Origin of the sequence: Clostridium sp. Cult2, from assembly GCF_021655075.1 — a bacterium.
Lineage (GTDB): Bacteria > Bacillota > Clostridia > Tissierellales > Tepidimicrobiaceae > Schnuerera.
In genome coordinates, this window is the sequence record NZ_PPXX01000065.1 from 19654 (window position 1) to 35772 (window position 16119).

At 30.0% G+C, this 16119-nt stretch carries 16 protein-coding genes and 1 other annotated feature; of the genes, 14 read left to right on the plus strand and 2 right to left on the minus strand.

All coding sequences use genetic code 11. The features are described 5' to 3' along the window. Position 1: 1 nt before the first annotated feature. From C3E90_RS07510 to C3E90_RS07545, 8 genes are all read left to right on the plus strand, one after another. The gene (locus C3E90_RS07510) at positions 2-751 is read left to right on the plus strand and encodes a metal ABC transporter ATP-binding protein (RefSeq protein ID WP_236915029.1); all 750 of its coding nucleotides are present in this window, start codon (positions 2-4) and stop codon (positions 749-751) included. Between the two features lie 10 nt (positions 752-761). Continuing rightward, complete coding sequence (locus C3E90_RS07515; RefSeq protein WP_236915030.1) at positions 762-1550, plus strand: metal ABC transporter permease; 789 nt, start codon at positions 762-764, stop codon at positions 1548-1550. Between the two features lie 243 nt (positions 1551-1793). Continuing rightward, positions 1794-2333 (plus strand): helix-turn-helix domain-containing protein, encoded by a 540-nt coding sequence (locus C3E90_RS07520; RefSeq protein ID WP_236915031.1) that lies wholly within the window; start codon positions 1794-1796, stop codon positions 2331-2333. Positions 2334-2356: 23 nt separating this feature from the next. Continuing rightward, positions 2357-3406: a spermidine/putrescine ABC transporter ATP-binding protein gene (gene potA, locus C3E90_RS07525; protein ID WP_236915032.1), complete on the plus strand. Its 1050-nt coding sequence runs from the start codon at positions 2357-2359 to the stop codon at positions 3404-3406. After that, entirely contained in the window at positions 3403-4239 is an 837-nt protein-coding gene (locus C3E90_RS07530; protein ID WP_236915033.1) for an ABC transporter permease, read from the plus strand. Before potA ends, C3E90_RS07530 begins: the two co-directional genes overlap by 4 nt. Beyond that, positions 4233-5024, plus strand: a complete 792-nt coding sequence (locus C3E90_RS07535) for an ABC transporter permease (protein ID WP_236915034.1) — start codon at positions 4233-4235, stop codon at positions 5022-5024. The genes C3E90_RS07530 and C3E90_RS07535 overlap by 7 nt, the downstream gene beginning before the upstream one ends. After that, entirely contained in the window at positions 5021-6067 is a 1047-nt protein-coding gene (locus tag C3E90_RS07540) for an ABC transporter substrate-binding protein (RefSeq protein ID WP_236915035.1), read from the plus strand. Before C3E90_RS07535 ends, C3E90_RS07540 begins: the two co-directional genes overlap by 4 nt. A gap of 88 nt (positions 6068-6155) precedes the next feature. Further along, a complete protein-coding gene (locus tag C3E90_RS07545) occupies positions 6156-7340 on the plus strand; it encodes an NAD(P)/FAD-dependent oxidoreductase (RefSeq protein ID WP_236915036.1) in 1185 nt (394 codons plus the stop codon). 85 nt (positions 7341-7425) lie between these two features. On the opposite strand, the gene C3E90_RS13280 is transcribed toward C3E90_RS07545, so the two are convergent. Both C3E90_RS13280 and C3E90_RS07550 read right to left on the minus strand, forming a co-directional pair. Continuing rightward, a complete protein-coding gene (locus C3E90_RS13280; protein ID WP_272879089.1) occupies positions 7426-7560 on the minus strand; it encodes a hypothetical protein in 135 nt (44 codons plus the stop codon). Further along, the gene (locus C3E90_RS07550; protein ID WP_236915037.1) at positions 7557-8876 is read right to left on the minus strand and encodes a helix-turn-helix domain-containing protein; all 1320 of its coding nucleotides are present in this window, start codon (positions 8874-8876) and stop codon (positions 7557-7559) included. Before C3E90_RS07550 ends, C3E90_RS13280 begins: the two co-directional genes overlap by 4 nt. Positions 8877-9163: 287 nt before the next feature. On the opposite strand from C3E90_RS07550, the gene C3E90_RS07555 reads away from it, so the two are divergent. From C3E90_RS07555 to thrB, 6 genes are all read left to right on the plus strand, one after another. Continuing rightward, positions 9164-9802: a GntR family transcriptional regulator gene (locus tag C3E90_RS07555; protein WP_236915038.1), complete on the plus strand. Its 639-nt coding sequence runs from the start codon at positions 9164-9166 to the stop codon at positions 9800-9802. A 90-nt stretch (positions 9803-9892) separates the two neighbouring features. Continuing rightward, positions 9893-10101: a binding site (T-box leader), on the plus strand. 40 nt (positions 10102-10141) lie between these two features. After that, positions 10142-11473, plus strand: coding sequence for an aspartate kinase (locus C3E90_RS07560; protein WP_236915039.1), 1332 nt, complete (start codon positions 10142-10144; stop codon positions 11471-11473). 1 nt (position 11474) lies between these two features. After that, entirely contained in the window at positions 11475-12476 is a 1002-nt protein-coding gene (locus C3E90_RS07565; protein WP_236915040.1) for an aspartate-semialdehyde dehydrogenase, read from the plus strand. Continuing rightward, complete coding sequence (locus C3E90_RS07570; RefSeq protein WP_236915041.1) at positions 12470-13681, plus strand: homoserine dehydrogenase; 1212 nt, start codon at positions 12470-12472, stop codon at positions 13679-13681. The genes C3E90_RS07565 and C3E90_RS07570 overlap by 7 nt, the downstream gene beginning before the upstream one ends. Positions 13682-13695: 14 nt before the next feature. After that, complete coding sequence (thrC, locus tag C3E90_RS07575) at positions 13696-15180, plus strand: threonine synthase (RefSeq protein WP_236915042.1); 1485 nt, start codon at positions 13696-13698, stop codon at positions 15178-15180. Next, positions 15173-16057 (plus strand): homoserine kinase, encoded by an 885-nt coding sequence (gene thrB, locus C3E90_RS07580; protein WP_236915043.1) that lies wholly within the window; start codon positions 15173-15175, stop codon positions 16055-16057. Before thrC ends, thrB begins: the two co-directional genes overlap by 8 nt. Positions 16058-16119 lie beyond the last annotated feature (62 nt).

Here is a 16119-nt window from a genome sequence, read left to right on the forward strand (position 1 = left end):
GATGGATAAATATATAGTAAAAGTAGACAATTTAAGCTTTAGTTATGATTCGAATAAAGTATTAGAAAATGTTAGTTTTTCTATTCAAGAAGGGGATTTTGTAGGAATTATTGGGCCTAATGGTTCTGCTAAAAGTACCCTACTAAAATTGATGGTTGGGTTACTTAAACCAGATGAAGGCTCTATAAAATTGCTGGGTAAGCCAATTGAGAAATTTAATGACTATAAAAGTATAGGTTATATTTCTCAGAATGTTAGGGATTTTAATCAAATGTTTCCTGCAACAGTAGAAGAAGTTGTTGCAGCTAATCTCTATTTAAACAGGGGTCTATTTAATAAGTTGAAAAAAGAAGATAATATGAAAATTGATAAAGCCTTACAAATTGTTGAAATGGAAGAATTCAAAAAAAGAAAGATTGGCAATCTATCTGGTGGGCAAAAGCAAAGGGTTTTTATTGCTAGGGCATTGGTTAATAATCCTAAAATACTTTTTATGGATGAACCTTTAGTGGGAATGGATTTAGATTCCCAGAATAAATTTTACAATTTAATGGATATATTGAATAAAGATTATAATATTACATTAGTAATGATATCCCATGATATAGGTGTTATATCAAAAAAGGTAAATAGGATACTTTGCTTATCTAAGGGTAAAGTATATGGGCATAATTCTAATCAAAGTATTTGCATTGATATGTTTAAGGACGTCTATGGAGAAAATATGAATATATTGTTTCATAATCATTAGGAGGAAAAGTATGCTTTCTTACGGGTTTATGCAAAAATCATTTGTTATGGGTATTATGATAGCCTTAATTGCTCCTACAATAGGTTATTTTTTAGTTCTTAGAAGACAATCGATAATAGGAGATACCTTGTCTCATGTTGCTTTATCTGGAGTAGCTTTTGGTATGATAACCAATTCATACCCTGTTTATACTGCAATTACATTTTCTATAATAGCAGCTGTTGGAATAGAAGGTTTAAGAAAGAGATTTGAAAATTATGCTGAATTATCCCTTGCTATAGTATTATCTGCTGGAGTGGGTTTGGCTTCTGTTTTAATTAGTTTAGGCAATACCCAAGGGATATTATCATATCTATTTGGGAGTTTAGCCCTGGTGTCAAATCAAGATATATTTTTGGTAATTGTTTTGGGAATAATAGTTTTTATTACTATTGTTCTTTTTTACGAAGGTTTATTTTACATATCCTTTGATGAAGAAAGTGCATATTTAGCTGGAGTTCCTAACAGATTTATCAATCTTTTTTTCTCTATACTAGTGGCCTTAACAGTTGCAATTTCCATAAGAATTGTTGGTGTACTTCTTATTTCATCTTTAATGGTATTGCCCGTAGCTACAAGTCTTTTAGTTGCTAAAAGTTTTAAATCAGGCCTGATATACTCTAATGTTTTTGGTGTAATATCAGTAATAATAGGTTTAATATTATCTTATTATTTAGATTTAGCTCCAGGAGGAACTATAGTATTATCAGCATTATTATTACTAATAGCTATTATAATAATCGAAAATATAAAGAAATAATAAAAAAAGCCAGCTTTGAAGCTGGTTTTTTTTATTAAGTAAAAAGATTTATATATTAAACCAAAAAAATATTAAACTAGATGAAGCGTTGTATATATCCTATTTAAAATTAAATAATATATTTTTAAAAATCTATTGACTTTTTAGTAATATTTTGCTTATAATGTAATAGTTGAATTGGAAGTTTAGTAATTATAAACTAGAGGTTTAATATATGGCTAGTTTATATCGAGGAGGATAATTGTGAAAATTGGTGAAAAAATTAGACGTCTTAGAGTTCAAAATTCATTGACCCAAGAAGAGTTAGCAGATAGATGTGAGCTAACTAAAGGGTTTATATCTCAAGTAGAAAGAGATTTAACATCTCCTTCCATAGCAACTCTAATGGATATTTTGGAAGGATTAGGGACTAATTTAAGAGACTTTTTTAATGAAATAGAAGATGAAAAAATAGTCTTTTCAAAAGATGATGCTTTTGTTGCGGAAAATGAAGATTATAAGTACACCCTGAAATGGATTGTTCCAAATGCACAAAAAAATATTATGGAACCGATTCTTATAGAATTAGAGCCAGAGGGTAGGACTAAAGAAGATTCACCCCATGAAGGAGAAGAATTTGGTTATGTGTTAAAAGGAAGTATAATTATTCATTTAGGTAGTGAAAAATATAAAGTAAGAAAAGGAGAAAGCTTTTATTATAAAGCTAACTCTAACCATTATTTAAGTAATGCTGGTAAAACCCAATCTGTTATAGTCTGGGTAAGCTCACCACCAAGTTTTTAATATAAAAGGAGGGGGTTTGAAGGATGGATAAAACTCATGCCATTGATTTAAAAAAAATATCAAAAGAATATGATGGGATAAAAGTCCTTGATGATATTAATCTTTACATTAGGAAAAATGAATTTTTAACATTGTTAGGCCCTAGCGGATGTGGAAAGACAACTACTCTAAGAATAATAGGAGGATTTGAACAGCCTACAGAAGGAAAAGTAATATTTGAAGGAAAAGATATTACAACTGCGCCCCCTTATGAAAGACAAATAAATACTGTTTTTCAAAAATATGCATTATTTCCACATGTGAACGTATTTGATAATATTGCTTTTGGTTTAAAAATAAAAAAGATGGAAAAAGATGCTATAAGAACAAGAGTTAAAGAAATGCTAAGATTAGTAAATCTAAAAGGATTCGAAAACAGGTCTATAGATTCTTTAAGCGGTGGACAACAACAAAGGGTTGCTATTGCAAGAGCATTAGTCAATGAACCTAAGGTATTACTATTAGATGAACCTTTAGGTGCTTTGGACTTAAAACTTAGAAAAGATATGCAAACAGAATTAAAAAACATGCAGAAAAGATTAGGAATTACCTTTGTATATGTGACCCATGATCAAGAGGAAGCTTTAACTATGTCAGATACTATAGTAGTAATGGACAAAGGAATTATACAACAAATTGGGACACCTGTTGATATATATAATGAGCCTAAAAATGCTTTTGTTGCTAAGTTTATTGGAGAAAGTAATATTGTGGATGGAATTATGCATGAAGATTTTGTAGTTGAATTTGCTGGGCAAATTTTTAAATGTGTGGATAAAGGTTTTAACAAAAAGGAAAAAATAGATGTAGTTATTAGACCTGAAGACTTAGAAATTGTGCCACTAGAAGAAGGTTTATTAAGTGGAATAGTAGTATCGGTGACTTTTAAAGGGGTTCATTATGAAATGATTGTTAAAGATGGAGAGGCAGATTGGATGATTCATAGCACAATAATGAAACCAGTAGGTACTGAAATAGGTATGAATATATTACCTGAGAATATTCACATAATGAGGAAGGTGATTAAAGAATGAAGATGAAGTGGACTTCCTATCCATATATATTATGGATGATTATCTTTATAGTGGTTCCTTTAGCTTTAATACTTCTGTTTTCCCTTACTACTGGTGAAGAAGGTGGAATAAAGAATCTACAATTTACTTTTGAAAATTTCAAACGATTCTTAGATTCCAAATATATAGATATATTATGGATATCTATTAGTTTGGCCCTAAAGTCTACAGTTATTACTTTGCTAATAGGGTATCCTATGGCTATGATTATTGCCCGAGAAAGACCTAATAGAAGAAATATTATGATTCTTTTATTTGTTATACCTATGTGGATGAATTTTTTATTAAGAACCTATGCTTGGTTAACTTTACTAGGAAAGAACGGTCTCATTAATTATATTGTAACAAGACTTGGGTTTAGTCCACTTAATCTAATATACAATGATATGGCAGTACTATTAGGAATGGTATATAATTTTTTACCCTTTATGGTTTTACCTATATATTCGGTTTTGATAAAGATAGACAAAAGCTTAATTGAAGCAGCAGAAGACTTAGGTGCAAATAAGCTTATAGTTTTTTCTAAAGTAACTTTCCCATTGAGTATTCCTGGTATAATTACAGGAATTACCATGGTATTTATGCCTGCTGTTAGCACCTTCGTAATATCAAGGCTATTAGGTGGTGGCCAATATATGCTTATAGGAAATTTAATAGAACAACAGTTTTTATGGGTTGGAGATTGGCATTTTGGTTCTGCCATATCCATAATAATGATGGCTTTTATACTTGTAACTATAGCTATTACTGCAAAATTTGACTCTCAGAAAGAGGGAGGTGGAGGGTTATGGTAGGAAAAGCACTAAGAAGGCTATATACTTGTTTAATATTTTTATTTTTATATGCTCCTATAATTGTATTGATCGTGTTTTCTTTCAATAGTTCAAAATCTAGGGGGACTTGGAGTGGTTTTACATTTAAATGGTATATAGAATTATTTAGGGATGCAGAAGTACTGAAAGCTTTATATTATACTTTACTTATTGCAGTACTATCATCGATTATTTCAACAATAATTGGTACTTTTGCAGCCATAGGTATATATGGTATGCCGGGACTTAGCAAAAAGATTGTGCTTAATTTAAACTATTTACCTGTATTAAATCCAGATATTGTTACAGCAGTGTCTTTAATGACCTTATTTAGGTTTATTAGGATTGAATTCGGATTTATTACTATGCTTTTATCCCATATAACCTTCTGCATACCTTATGTAATATTATCTATATTGCCTAAATTGAAACAGATGAATAAACATTTAGCAGAGGCAGCAATGGACTTAGGAGCAACCCCTTTCTATGCATTAAGAAAGGTAATAATTCCAGAAATAAAACCTGGAATTGTAACTGGAGCTCTATTGGCATTTACTCTATCGGTTGATGATTTTGTTATTAGCTTTTTTAACAAAGGAGCAGGAGTTACCAATTTAAGCATTACAATTTTTTCCATGGCAAGAAGAGGCATTAATCCAGTAATAAATGCTTTATCTACTCTGATGTTTGTTAGTTTACTAATTCTACTATTAATAATAAATAGTAGATCTTCTAAAAGTATTAGTGAGAGAGGTGATATTATATGAAAAAAAGTGTAAAATTATTAATCAGTATAGGTTTAATATTGATAATTGGTTTATTATCTACTGGGTGTGGTAGCAATAAACCTACTATTAATGTATATAACTGGGGAGATTATATAGACCCTGATGTATTAAAGGATTTTGAAAAGGAATTCAATGTAAAAGTTAACTATAATACTTTTGCAACAAATGAAGACATGTATGTAAGCATTAAAAAGGGAGGCACCAGCTATGATGTGGCCTTTCCTTCAGATTATATGATTGAAAGAATGATAGATGAAAATTTACTGGAGAAAATAAACAAAGAAAATGTACCAAATTTGAACAATATTGAGGATAGGTTTTTAGATCTGGATTTCGATCCCAATAATGAATACTCAGTACCTTATATGTGGGGAACCATGGGGATCATTTATAATAAAAATATGGTTGATGATATAGTAGATAGTTGGAATATACTCTGGAATGAAAAATATAGCGGACAAATTTTAATGCTTGATAGCCAACGGGATTCTTTAGCTGTGGCACTAATAAAGCTAGGTTATTCAATGAATTCTAGAGAGATGAAAGAATTGGAAGAAGCAAAAGAAGAATTAATTAAGCAAAAACCTTTAGTTTATGCTTATGTGGGAGATGAAGTAAAAGATTTAATGGTTGGAGAAGAGGCTGCTCTTGCTGTTGTATGGTCGGGGGATGCAGTAGCCATGATAAGAGAGAATGAAAATCTAGAATATGTAATACCAAAAGAAGGAACTAATCTTTGGTTTGATAATATGGTAATACCAAAGAGTGGAAATAATAAAGAATTAGCTGAAAAATTTATTAATTTTATGAATAGACCAGAAATAGCTGCCAGAAATACAGATTATATTGGATATTCTACAGCTAATTATAAAGCGTTAGAATTTTTGCCAGAGGATATAGTAAATAGTGAAGTAGCATATCCTACTGATGAGGAAATAGGAGAAGTAGAAATATTTAAAGATCCTAAAGATTTCTTAAAAGTTTATGATGAAATATGGTTGGAAATTAAAGCACAAAGATAGTTTTGACAATGGATAATTGTAGGGTTATGTGTAATACATTGACACTTTGGGTAATTATTAACTAACTATTAACCCAAGGAGGAAAACAATGGAGAGAGTAAAATATTTAATTATAGGAAATGGGATTGCAGGACTTTCAGCAGCAAAAGAAATACGAAATAATGATAATAAGGGTAGTATTATTATGATTTCTAGTGAACCATATCATACTTACTATAGATTAAGATTAACTAAATACCTATCTCAAAATTTTAAAGATGAAGAATTCTTAGTAAATAAAAATAGCTGGTATGATGAAAATCATATAAAGGTATTACTAAATAAAATCGTTGAAAAAATAGATGTGGAGAATTCCAAAGTAAGATTAGATGATGGAGTGGAGATTGGGTTCGAAAAGATGTTATTAGCTACTGGTAGTAGACCCTTTATACCTCCTATAGCTGGGAAGTTTAAACGAGGGGTATTAGCATTAAGGACTTTAAAAGATTTAAGATATATTAGAAACTATTTTAATAAATGTGATGACATTGCCGTAATAGGTGGTGGCCTTCTAGGATTAGAAGCTGCATGGTCATTAAAAAAACTGAAGAAAAATATAACTATTGTAGAATTTGCACCATATTTATTGCCTAAACAATTAGATGAAGATATAGCAGATAGGTTGAAGGAAAACCTACTGAAAGAAGGTTTTAAAATTTATCTTTCTTCAGCAGCAGAAGAAATATTAGGGGAAGATAAGGTTAATGGAATATTATTAAATAATGGTGCAGAAATCAAAACTGATGGAATATTATTTTCTGTAGGTATCAGACCAAATATAGACATAATTAGAGACACCCAAATAGAATATAATAAAGGAATAATAGTTGATAAATATTTAAGAACAAATATAGAAAATATTTATGCAGCTGGGGATGTGGTGGAAATAGATGGGAAAATAATAGGCCTATGGACTGCAGCAAATGAACAAGGAAAAGTTGCAGGAGCTAATATGTCGGGCAAAGCCATAGAATATACTGAAGCCAAATTTTTTACATCTTTATCAATAGGAGATATTAAACTTTTTTCAGTAGGAAATATAAAAGAATTTGATAGATTATATGAATACAAAGAAGAGAGTAAAAATATCCATCATAAATTATTTACTACGGAGGATAAATTAACTGGTGGAATACTATTTGGAGATACCAAAGATATGATTAAGCTTAAAAAAGCAGTTACTGAAAAACTAGATATAAATATCTATTTAGGCAGTGGCTTACCTTTCAAATAAAATAGTCCATATAAAAAGTGTGACATTTGAAGTCACACTTTTTATACTTAGTTAATTAAAATTGATACTAAAAATATGCCTTGGGTTAAAATTCTAAAATTATTGAATCTCTAATTGGCTCTGGTGGTACATGAATTGGTTTTGCAAATGCAACAGTGCTTAATAAAGTAATCACAGTAATAACTGATAAAACTATTGCTAGTTTCCTCTTAAAGTTCATTTTTCCACCTCCCTATCTAATAAGTTCTTAATTAAATGTTTTGCATCTAAATTATTGTTCTGTTCAATAAAGTTATATAGAATTTTAAGTATTATAATAAAATCTTTATTAATTTTTAAGTTACAAATTTCTCTTCTATAGATTTTCACTAAAGTATCTATTTTATTAAGCTGTTTTGTTTCTGCGTAAAAATCTATTGTTCTTATAAAAACGTCTGGAAAGAGACTTGTGTCCTTATGATTTTGAGATAAAGATAATGCTTCTATTAAATATTTCTCGCAGGTTTCATAATCTTTTAAATAATAATAAATATTTGATATGCTAAATAAGATTTTAGGTAAATAAAAAGATGTATTATCTAATTTTTCTAGATAACCTAAAATTTTGTTTTTGCATTCAACTATATTCGAATCATCTTCTAACTCAATGTAGATTTGAATTATATTAATATATGCTAAGCACAACTCTTCAGGATCTTCGAATTTATTAATTACTTTTAATAATTTGTTATAACTTCTTAAAGCACCATCATAATTTTCATTCTCTGAGTTACATATTCCTTCTAGAACTAATATTCTTTTTGTTTCTCTATGGTTATCATGACTTACATAATATTTAGCATTTATTAGCTGTTCCAAACATTTACCATATTCTTTTTTATTATAATAGGCTAATGCACTATTATAATAAAAAACACCTTTATATTTATCAGGAATATCATCTTGAGTAGAAAGAGCAAAATTACATAATCTAATAGCCTCATCAAATTTCTTTGTTACAATACAATTATAGACTAGCTTTAGGATAATCTTATAGCGCTCTTTCATATATGGGTATTCATAAGAAACCTCTAAAGCTTTTAAATAATAGTAATATTCTTTATTGGAATCCTTGGCATTATAATAAATGTCTCCTAATAATTCATAAGCTTTTACCTTCTTGTCTATAAAGTTCCATTTGTTCAGAAAAGTTTCAATTTCGTTTAATTCTTCCAATTCAAACTCATAGTCTTTTTCAATCAAATGATGATTTAATTTTTCAATATAAACATTAGCTTGTTTTCTTGCTTCATATCTTTCTGGGTTGAGTATATCTTCTGGTTGAATATATATATCATTACCTTTTCCATGAATAATTTTATTTATATTTTTGGAAATAATATTAGCCACATTATAGTATATCGGTGTTCTATCATTTTCTATAAGACTGATTAGGTTTCTAGTAATTTGATCACCAGCTAATTCATATTGCCTTAAGTTTAAGTCCTTTCTTATTTTTTTTAAATTTTGGCCTATGGTTATTTCGTTATCCTCCACATTTCTCAACCTTTATTGTATATTTTATTCAAATTAGATTATATCACATAACTAATATTAAGTAAATATATTTACATATTATTTTTTTATGATATAATATATAGTACAAAGATTAAATTTTACTGTATACCAGGAAAGTCCAATTTGTGTGGTGGGAAGTTTATGGGGTTAGGATTATTTCCTGGTATATTTGTATTGAAAAATAATTTTATTTAGGCTTCAATAATTGCAGAATTAATATTATACTGATATGATAGAAGTAAATATTACAATAAGGAGTTATGACTGTGAGCAAGAAGATTAAAACTGAGGAAATTTATGATATTCTAAAAAGAAGAATTATTAAATTAGATTATGAACCTGGAGAAGTACTTAATGAAGTAGATGTAGCTGATGAGTTTAATATTAGTAGAACACCTATACGGAAAATATTCCATCAACTAAGTACTGATAAGTTACTTAATATAATACCAAGGTTTGGTGCCCAGGTTGCGCCAATTGATTTCATGTATATGAAATCAGTTTTTGAAGTAACTCGTATACTCGATCCTTTTGCAGCAAAACTAGCAGTTGATAGAATTACTGATGAACAAGTTAAAGAATTGGAAAGCATAATTGATAGATTTAAAACTTATGATATAGATGTAGATTATCAAAAAGCGATTATTGATGACCAAAAGTTCCATGATATTATATTTTTAAGTAGTGGGAATCCATGTTTGCAAGAGATTCTCCTTGGTTTACATAGTCATACGGAAAGACTTTGGCATTATTCTAAACGCTATTTTGATACTATGGATTTGTTTACTGATAGTTTAAGTAAGGTTTTAAAGGCAATAAAGGAAAAAGATAGAGATAGAGCTGAGAAATATGCAAGAGAGCATATAGATGATTTTGTTGATAAAATAAAACAAGAGTTACTTTAGTTTAGGGCTTCTTGTTTATTATGAACACCAAGAATGCCAGTATGATTTTTTAAAAAAACTTGACTTTCTCCAATTAAAGCTATAAAATATTGCAAAGCGGTGAATAGGACGAGTAGATTTTTTAAGGTCAATAGAGATAGAAGTTCATCGGCTGAAAGACTTCTTTGACACACTAAATTGAAAACCCCCTATGAGCTCAATCCTGAAATCTAGTAGGGATTTGCGTTGGCTTACGTTACAGCTATTAACTATACTTAATTCGCAATTAGGTGGAAACGAGAGTAATACTCGTCCTATTAAGGACGGGTATTTTTTTTATAAAAATTGGAGGGATATAGGATGGAAGATATAATAGTGGTGAAGTTTGGAGGAAGTTCTTTAGCCGACGGAACTCAATTTGCTAAGGTTAAGAAAATAGTAAAATCAGATAACAATAGAAGATATGTAGTACCTTCAGCACCAGGAAAAAGAAATTCAAAGGATCATAAAGTGACGGATTTACTATATATGTGTTATCAACTTGCATCCCATGGATTAAACTTTGATGAGGTTTATAATATAATTGAAAACAGATTTTTAGATATATGTAGAGATTTAAAACTAGGAATAGAAATAGATAAAATATTAAGCCATATAAAGGAACAAATAAAGGATGGCGCTTCTAAAGATTACTGTGGAAGTCGTGGAGAATATTTAAATGGTATAATATTATCCCAATATCTAGGTTTTCAATTTATTGATTCCCAGGAAATTATATTATTTGATGAAAACGGTCAATTTGATGAAAAAGGAACAGAAACAAAGGTTAGAGAAGCCTTAAAAGAAGTCTCCTATGCTGTGATTCCAGGATTCTATGGAAGTAAACCTAATGGGGAAATAAAGACCTTTTCTAGGGGAGGTTCAGATATCACCGGTTCAATTATTGCTAATGCAGTAAAATCTAAGCTCTATGAAAACTGGACCGATGTATCAGGATTTCTAATGGCAGATCCTTTTATAGTAGAAAATCCCAAGACAATTGAAAGGATTACTTATAAGGAGCTTAGAGAACTTTCCTATATGGGCGCGCCAGTACTTCATGAAGAGGCTATATTTCCCATAAAAAACTCTGGCATACCAATAAATATTAAAAATACCAATTTTCCAGAGGACCCTGGAACTATGATAATAGATGATTTTTCAGAAATAAGCTATATAGGAACTATAACGGGAATTGCTGGAAAAAAGAACTTTACAGCCATATCCGTAGAAAAGACTCTAATGAGCATTGACAAGGGTTTTTATAGAAAACTTGTGTCCGTATTGGAAACCAATGATATAACTATTGAACATATGCCTTCCAGTATAGACTCTATTACGGTAATAGTACCTAATTCAGAAATTGGTTCTAAATTAAATAAAATTGTGGAGGAAATACGGATATATTGTAGTCCAGACAATATAGTTTGTTATACGGATATGGCCCTTATTGCAGTAGTAGGCAGAGGGATGATAAAGACAAGAGGTATATCTGCGAAAGTATTTACAGCCTTAGCCCAAGGGAAGGTAAATATAGAGATGATTACCCAAGGGTCCAGTGAATTAAATATAATAATAGGCATCAAAAATGATGATTTTGAAAAGGCTATAAAATCCATATATAATGCTTTTAATAAAAATGGAGGGATATAATATGAAAAAGCTTAACATTGCAATTATAGGAGCTACAGGGTTAGTAGGAAGTACCATGCTTAAAATATTAGAAGAAAGGAATTATCCCATTAACAACTTGTTCTTATTTTCTTCTAAAAAATCTGCAGGATGTATAGTAAAATTTAAAGGAAAAGAATATATAGTAGAAGAATTAGAAGAAGAATCCTTTAATAGGGATATAGACATAGCTTTATTTGCTGCTGGAGGAACTGTAAGCAAAAAATTTGCTCCATATGCAGTAGAAAAAGGGATACAAGTAATCGATAATAGCAGTGTATTTAGAATGGACAAGGATATTCCCCTTATAGTACCTGAAGTAAACCCTGATGATATAAAGGCTAATAAGGGAATAATAGCCAATCCTAATTGTTCAACTATACAATCCGTATTGCCCCTTAAGCCCCTATATGATAAATATGGGATTAAAAGGGTAATCTACTCTACTTATCAATCAGTATCAGGATCTGGTTTAGGAGGTCTTAGGGATTTAGAAGAGGGAAATATAGAATTTTACCCCTATCCAATTCAATACAATGTATTTCCTCATATAGATGAATTTTTAGAAAATGGTTATACAAAAGAAGAGATGAAGATGATAGAGGAAACTAAAAAAATATTAAAGGATAATAATATAAGAGTAACAGCTACTACAGTAAGGGTACCAGTTAAATATAGTCATAGCGTTTCTATAAATATTGAATTGGAAAAACCTTTCAATTTAGAAGAAATAAAGAAGGATTTAAAGGAGTTTAATGGAATTGTAGTAATGGATGATATAAAAAACAATATCTTCCCTATGGCAATAGATGTTGAAGGCAAGGATGAGGTGTATGTAGGTAGAATAAGAAGAGATTATAGTTTAGATAATGGCCTTAATATCTGGGTAGTTGCAGACAATATTCGAAAGGGAGCAGCCACAAATGCTGTACAAATAGCTGAATTAGTAGCTGAAAAACTGTATAGGAGGAAAGAAAAATGTTAAATATTGGTCTTCTAGGCCTTGGGACAGTAGGACAAGGAGTATTAGAGATACTTTCCAAAAGAAAAAAAGAGTTGGAAGAAATTTTGAATAAAAAGATAATAATTAAAAAGATACTAGTTAAAAATATAGAGAAAAAAAGAAATATAGATCTGCCAAAGGGTATTATTACAGATAATTTTAATGACATTATAGAAGATGATAAAATCCAATTAATAATAGAAGCCACCAGTAATTTAGAGGATAGTTATGGGTATATAAAGGAAGGATTGAATAGGGGAAAACATGTAGTTACAGCTAATAAAGCCATAGTATCTAAATATTTTGAGGAACTAACGGCCTTAGCCTTAGAAAATAAAGTAGCTTTTTTATATGAGGCTAGTGTAGCAGGTGGTATACCTGTATTAAAGCCTTTAAAGGAACATATTCCTTTAAATAGAATAAATGAAATACAAGGAATTTTAAATGGCACTTGTAATTATATACTTACTAGAATGTTTAAAGATGATTTAGATTATGATGAAGTCTTAAAGATTGCCCAAAATTTAGGTTATGCAGAAGCAAATCCAGCAGCAGATGTAGAAGGCCATGATACTCTAAGAAAATTAAGGATACTAAGCACTCTAGGATTGCAAGTAAAAGTATTAGAAGAAGATATTCTTCTAGAGGGAATAGATAATATTAAATCCTTTGATATAGAACAAATAAAAAAGCTAAATAGTGTCATAAAATTAATAGGTGAAGGTAAATATTATGAAGATGGATTTATAGCAGTAGTTTTACCCACCATTGTAACAAAAGATTCTTATTTTTCCACTGTTAATGAGGCCTTTAACTCTGTAGCCTTTAAAGGAGATAATGTGGGAGAATTAAAATTTTATGGACCAGGAGCAGGAAAACTTCCTACGGCAAATGCTATTTTAACTGATGTATTAGACATAGGATTAAATACCTACAGAAATAATAATCCCTTGAGAAATAAGAAACTTAAAAACTATAATTACAGTATAAAAGGCAAATTTTATCTAAGGGTTTCAAAGCTAGATTGGGAAACTGGAAAAGGATTAGAGGAGATAACAGAAGAAATTTTAGGACAGGGAAAATATATAGGAATTAAAACTAAGGAAGTAAAATTAGGGAAAATCTATGAAATCCTCAAATCATTAAATATAAACAAAAAAGAGTACTTTTTAGGAAGATTTCTTTAGTAGGAGTGAAGAATATGGATTATATTAGCACAAGAAATAAAGAATTAAAGGTAAATTCAAGTCAGGCTATTTTGCAGGGAATATCCATGGAAGGTGGTTTGTTTGTGCCTAAATCTTTGCCTTTAATAGAGGATTTAGACATCTTAATGGATATGGATTATAGAGAAATAGCTTTATACATTTTAGAAAAGTTCTTTCCCCAATTAGGTAGAGACAATCTCCAAAAAGCTGTAAACATGGCCTATGATACAAAATTTACCCATAAAGAGATAGTGGATATCAAAACTGTAATGGGAGTAAATTTCTTAGAATTATTTCATGGTCCAACCTTAGCTTTTAAAGACATGGCCTTATCCCTATTGCCTCATTTGTTAAAAATATCTAAAGAGATAGAAGAAATAGATAAAGAAATAGTAATATTAACAGCCACATCTGGAGATACTGGAAAGGCAGCATTAGAAGGCTTTGTTGATGTAGAAGGGATAAAGATAATAGTGTTTTTCCCAGAAGAAGGTGTAAGTAGAGTTCAAAGACTTCAAATGATAACTCAAGAAGGAGAAAATACCTTTGTAGTAGGAATAAAGGGAAACTTTGACGAGGCCCAAAGTGGTGTTAAGGCAATATTTAATGATGAAAAGTTTAAAGAAGATTTAAAAAAGGATGATTATATACTTTCATCAGCTAATTCCATAAACATAGGAAGATTAATTCCCCAGATAGTCTATTACTTTTATTCTTATTGTGAATTAGTTAGAAGAGAAGAAATAGAAAAAGGAGAAAAGATTAATATAGTGGTACCTACGGGAAATTTTGGAAATATACTTGCAGCCTATTATGGAAAACATATGGGACTACCTATAAATAAATTAATATGTGCTTCAAATAATAATAATGTTTTAACAGAATTTTTTGATCAAGGTAAATACGATAAAAGAAGGGAATTAGTCCTTACCTCTTCTCCCTCTATGGATATACTAATATCTAGTAATTTAGAAAGATTATTATTTCATTTAACTGGAGAGGATGAAGAATTAATAAAGGATAAAATGAAGGAACTTTCAGAGAAGGGACAATATGAAATATTGGATTTAGATACTAGTGAGTTTTATTCCAATTATGCAGATGAAAAAGAAGTTACCAGAAGTATAAGAGATGTTTTCATGGAGGGAGATTACTTAATAGACCCTCATACAGCTGTGGCTTATAGTGTATATAAAAAGTATAAAGAGGATTCAAAGGATGGGACCAAAACCATAATAGCTTCCACAGCTAGCCCCTTTAAATTTGGTGAAAAAGTAGCTTCATCTATAGGCATAGATACAAGAGGTAAAAATGAAATTCTTATCCTTGAAGAATTAGCTGAAAAGACTGGAATAGATATACCTGACAATATAAAATCCCTAAAGGATAAGGCTATTGTTCATAAAAATATTTCAACAAAGGAAGATATGAAAAACATGATAGAGGAATTTCTAAAGGTAGGTGAAATTTATGGTTAAAGTAAGAGTGCCAGCTACCACTGCAAATCTTGGACCGGGATTTGATACTTTGGGGTTAGCCCTTAATCTATATAATGAATTCACATTTCAGGAAATTCCAGAAGGCTTGAAAATCAGCGGACTTAAAAAGGAATATGATTTGACAAACAATTTAGTCTATAAATCAATGAAGGAAACCTTTAAGGAAATTGGTTATATTCCTACAGGAATAAGTATAGATGCAAAAACCAATATACCTATTTCCAGAGGATTGGGAAGTAGTGCTTCCTGTATTTTAGCTGGAGTCATAGGAGCTAATGAGTTGGCAGGGAGTCCCTTAGGGAAAGATGAAGTATTAAAATTAGCAACAAAGATAGAAGGACATCCTGACAATATTGCACCAGCATTATTTGGTGGACTTGTAATATCTCTCATGGAAGAAGACAAGGTTATTTACAATAAAATAGAAGTTACTAGAGGAATAAAATTCATTGCCTTAATATCAGATTTTACATTATCCACAAAGGAATCTAGAGAAGTATTGCCAACTATTATAGAATTTAAGGATTGTATAAATAATATAAGTAAAGTATCTTTACTTATATCAGCTCTTTCTAATGGTAGATTTGATTTACTAAAATATGCCTTTAAGGATAGATTGCATGAACCCTATCGGGGAAAACTAATACCCGATTACTTTAATATAATAGAACAATGTGAAAAGTTGGATAGTCTAGGAGCCTATTTAAGCGGTGCTGGGCCTACTATTATGTGTATTGTAGAAGAAGATAATAGGGATTTTATAGAGAAAATAAAATCCTATCTTCATACTTTAGACCAACAATGGTATATAAAAGAATTGAGTATAGATTTAGAAGGAACTAAGGTTTCATTATAGCCTAATAATAAATAATTAAAAATGTGAAATTTAATGCCCATGTCCTGGGCTTTTTTTTATGA

What these genes read in the sequence shown, in the direction of transcription:
- C3E90_RS07510 (WP_236915029.1), top strand. Translation starts at nt 2, where the DNA reads ATGGATAAATATATAGTAAAAGTAGACAATTTAAGCTTTAGTTATGAT.
- C3E90_RS07515 (WP_236915030.1), top strand. Translation starts at nt 762, where the DNA reads ATGCTTTCTTACGGGTTTATGCAAAAATCATTTGTTATGGGTATTATG.
- potA (WP_236915032.1), top strand. Translation starts at nt 2,357, where the DNA reads ATGGATAAAACTCATGCCATTGATTTAAAAAAAATATCAAAAGAATAT.
- C3E90_RS07530 (WP_236915033.1), top strand. Translation starts at nt 3,403, where the DNA reads ATGAAGATGAAGTGGACTTCCTATCCATATATATTATGGATGATTATC.
- C3E90_RS07535 (WP_236915034.1), top strand. Translation starts at nt 4,233, where the DNA reads ATGGTAGGAAAAGCACTAAGAAGGCTATATACTTGTTTAATATTTTTA.
- C3E90_RS07540 (WP_236915035.1), top strand. Translation starts at nt 5,021, where the DNA reads ATGAAAAAAAGTGTAAAATTATTAATCAGTATAGGTTTAATATTGATA.
- C3E90_RS07545 (WP_236915036.1), top strand. Translation starts at nt 6,156, where the DNA reads ATGGAGAGAGTAAAATATTTAATTATAGGAAATGGGATTGCAGGACTT.
- C3E90_RS13280 (WP_272879089.1), bottom strand. Translation starts at nt 7,560, where the DNA reads ATGAACTTTAAGAGGAAACTAGCAATAGTTTTATCAGTTATTACTGTG.
- C3E90_RS07560 (WP_236915039.1), top strand. Translation starts at nt 10,142, where the DNA reads ATGGAAGATATAATAGTGGTGAAGTTTGGAGGAAGTTCTTTAGCCGAC.
- C3E90_RS07565 (WP_236915040.1), top strand. Translation starts at nt 11,475, where the DNA reads ATGAAAAAGCTTAACATTGCAATTATAGGAGCTACAGGGTTAGTAGGA.
- C3E90_RS07570 (WP_236915041.1), top strand. Translation starts at nt 12,470, where the DNA reads ATGTTAAATATTGGTCTTCTAGGCCTTGGGACAGTAGGACAAGGAGTA.
- thrC (WP_236915042.1), top strand. Translation starts at nt 13,696, where the DNA reads ATGGATTATATTAGCACAAGAAATAAAGAATTAAAGGTAAATTCAAGT.
- thrB (WP_236915043.1), top strand. Translation starts at nt 15,173, where the DNA reads ATGGTTAAAGTAAGAGTGCCAGCTACCACTGCAAATCTTGGACCGGGA.